Source organism: Conexibacter stalactiti (genome assembly GCF_033542075.1).
Taxonomy (GTDB): domain Bacteria; phylum Actinomycetota; class Thermoleophilia; order Solirubrobacterales; family Solirubrobacteraceae; genus Conexibacter; species Conexibacter stalactiti.
The window spans coordinates 1-2,731 of record NZ_JAWSTH010000204.1 but is presented as its reverse complement, the minus strand read 5'-3'; the positions used below and the strand labels follow the sequence as shown (position 1 = coordinate 2,731).

The following is a 2,731-nucleotide window of genomic DNA, read 5'->3' as shown; positions in this document are numbered from 1 at the left end:
GGCGTCGCGGGCGCGGGCGCGGGCGCGACGCTTGGCGCGGCCGCCGCGCACGGCGACGGCGGCGACCGCGACGGCCAGCGCGGCGGCGACGACGGCGAGCGCGGCGATCAGGGCTGAGCTTCCGGAGTCCTCAGCAGCGTCTTCGGTGGTCGAAGCCGACGGGCTGGCCGCTGGCTCATCAGCGCTCGGACGTGCCGCGAACGCCTCCTCGACGTCAGTCCCCGAACCGACGGCGAAGCGCAGCGCGCGCGTGTCGGTGACCGTCGAGCCGTCGACCAGGTCGGCGGTGACGCGCACGCGGACGAGGTAGACGCCGGGCTTCGAGAAGACCCAGTTGGCGTGTGTGTGCGTGTTGACGTCGACCCACACCGGTCTCGCTCTGCCGGTCGAGCTCCACAGCACCTGCGGCGCGGCGAAGTCGCCCGACTGCAGGTAGACGGTCAGCGCGCCCGGCCCCTCGACGCCGGCCAGCGTCAGTCTGACGCCGCGGTCGATCGTCTCCATCACGCGCGGGTCCTGCGTGTTCCAGCCGACCCACACCACCTCGGGGTTCTGTGTCTGCGGCACGACGAAGACCTCGCGGCCGGGGGCGGCGCCGAGGAAGCCGTAGGCCGGGTCCTCGGGCACCTGGCGCAGGGCGGCGTCGGTGACCCGCAGCACGGTCCGCTCGGGGTGACGCCAGACGCTTCTGCCGCCGGCATCGGCCTTCGCGGCGTCGTCGTGGATCATCAGCGTCCAGCGTCCGCCGACGAAGCGCGGGCCGACGTCGACGTGGCCGCCGGCGAGGACCTTGCGGCCGCTCGCGACCGCCTGCTCGGCGTCGATCCGCTGGTCGAGACCGGGGTCGGCCGCGGCCGCGGGCGCGGCGAGGCACACCAGTCCCAGGATCGCTCCCGCGATCGCACGACAGTTCATGAGAGGCACTCCTTCAACGACGCGGCGTTGAACCGCATCAGCTGGACGTAGGTGGTGACGTCGCCGTCGAAGCTGTCGCCGTAGATCGGGCAGACGCGGATCCCCTGCTCGCGCGCGACCTCGGTCAGCGTCGAGGAGCGGGCGGCGAGGTTCGGTTCGAGGAAGACCGCCGGCACCCGCAGGTTGCGGATCGTCTCGGTCAGCTTGCGCCGCTGCGCCAGCGACGGCTCGACGGCGGGGTTCGGCGTCACGAAGCCGGCGACCTCGACGCCGTACGCGTGGGCGAGGTAGGCGAAGGCGTCGTGGGTCGTGACGAGCTGGCGGCGAGCGCGCGGGATCGCCGCGATCGTGCGGCGCACGTATCTGTCGAGCGCGTCGAGCTGCGCCAGGTACGCCTCCGCGTTGGCGCGATACTCCCGCGCGCCCCGCGGGTCGGCCTCGATCAGCGTGTCGCGGATCAGCTCGCTGTACGCCATCGCGTTGCGCACGTCCTGCCACAGGTGCGGGTCGATCTCGCCGTGGACGTGCTTGCCGAGCACCGCCTGCGGCAGCTGGTAGATCTGGGTGCCGGCCTTGCCCATGAACGAGAACTGCTCGCCGGCCGGGATCTCGGCGATCGCCTTCGACGGCACCTCGATCACGACCTCGTCGGCGCGGTACCGGCGCTGCGCGTGCTCGCCGCCGCCCTCCGGGTCGTAGAGCGTGTACAGCTCGCCGCGGTCGAGGTCGGCGGTCAGGTCGGCGTGGCCCTGGTCGAGCACGACCGCGTCGGCGCCGCCGGCCGCGGTCGGCTCGACGCCGACGGCGAAGGCGAAGGTCGCCTCCCCCAGCGGGATCGGTCGCGAGGTCGCGCTGACGCGCAGACTCGCGGCGAACGTGACCGTGTAGCGCCCGGGCGCGGTGAAGACCCATGACATGTGCGTGTGGGCGTCGGCCGGCAGGGTCGCGGTGTCGTGCTCGAAGCCGTCGCTCGCGTCGAAGCCGTCGGCGGAGTTGAACGAGACGTCTGCCTCGCCGAAGGAGCCGGTCAGATAGCCGAAGACCTCCCCCGGCCCCGTCGCCGCCGTCGCCGACAGCAGCACGTCGCTGGAGCGGTCGGCGCCGTGGCGCGCACCGTCACCGCGGGCGCGCAGCCCCAGCCAGACGGTGTCGAGGTTGACGTTCTCGACCAGCGGGATGATCTCCGCCGCGTACTTGACGGAGTCCTCGGCGAGCGAGATGTTCGGCACGTCCGCGCCGAGGTTGGCGTCGAGCGTCTTGATGACGCTGTGCTGCTCCAACAGCATGTAGTTGCTGAAGGCGACGTCGGCGTAGACGACGTCGCGCACGTCGCGCAGCGTCGGCTCGAACGAGTGCGGGTCGCCGCCGTCGGGGATCAGGCTGACCGCGTTGACCCGCGCGCCGCCGACGTTGGCGACGAGGTCGCGCAGCAGCCCGGTCGTGGCGACGACCTGCAGCCGCTCGTCGGAGGTCGAGAGGCCGGGCGCGGCGCCGCAGCCCGCCACCAGCAGCGCCAGCGCGGCGACCGCCGCCAGCGTCGCGAGCACCCGCGGGCGCGACCTCATCGCGACCTGACGACGATGCGGACGGTGCGCGCCGCCGTCGCGCTGCCGCCGCCGGGGACGGAGACCCGAACGGTCAGGCGAGCGACGACCCGGCCCGCGGAGCGTCGCGCCTTCGCCAGCCGGCTGCGCAGCGTCGCCGGCGGCCGCAGCCGCAGCGTCACGCGTCCGGCCTTGGTCGCCGTCGTGCGCGCGGCCGCCAGCAGCGTCGGCCGGCCGCGCGCGGGGAGGCCGAGCCGGCGCGCCGCGGCGGG

2 protein-coding genes and 1 pseudogene are annotated in these 2,731 nt (G+C 73.9%); all 3 read right to left on the bottom strand.

Annotated elements, in window-relative coordinates; translation table 11 throughout:
* Positions 1–915: choice-of-anchor M domain-containing protein (locus tag R7226_RS31225; protein WP_318601467.1), on the bottom strand; the 915-nt coding region annotated here is incomplete at its 3' end.
* Positions 912–2,480: an anchored repeat ABC transporter, substrate-binding protein gene (locus R7226_RS31220; RefSeq protein ID WP_318601465.1), complete on the bottom strand. Its 1,569-nt coding sequence runs from the start codon at positions 2,478–2,480 to the stop codon at positions 912–914. The genes R7226_RS31225 and R7226_RS31220, both read right to left, overlap by 4 nt.
* Positions 2,477–2,731 (bottom strand): annotated as a pseudogene (locus tag R7226_RS31215) (hypothetical protein); the annotation flags it as partial. The gene R7226_RS31220 and the pseudogene R7226_RS31215, both read right to left, overlap by 4 nt.

What these genes read in the sequence shown, in the direction of transcription:
- R7226_RS31220 (WP_318601465.1), bottom strand. Translation starts at nt 2,480, where the DNA reads ATGAGGTCGCGCCCGCGGGTGCTCGCGACGCTGGCGGCGGTCGCCGCG.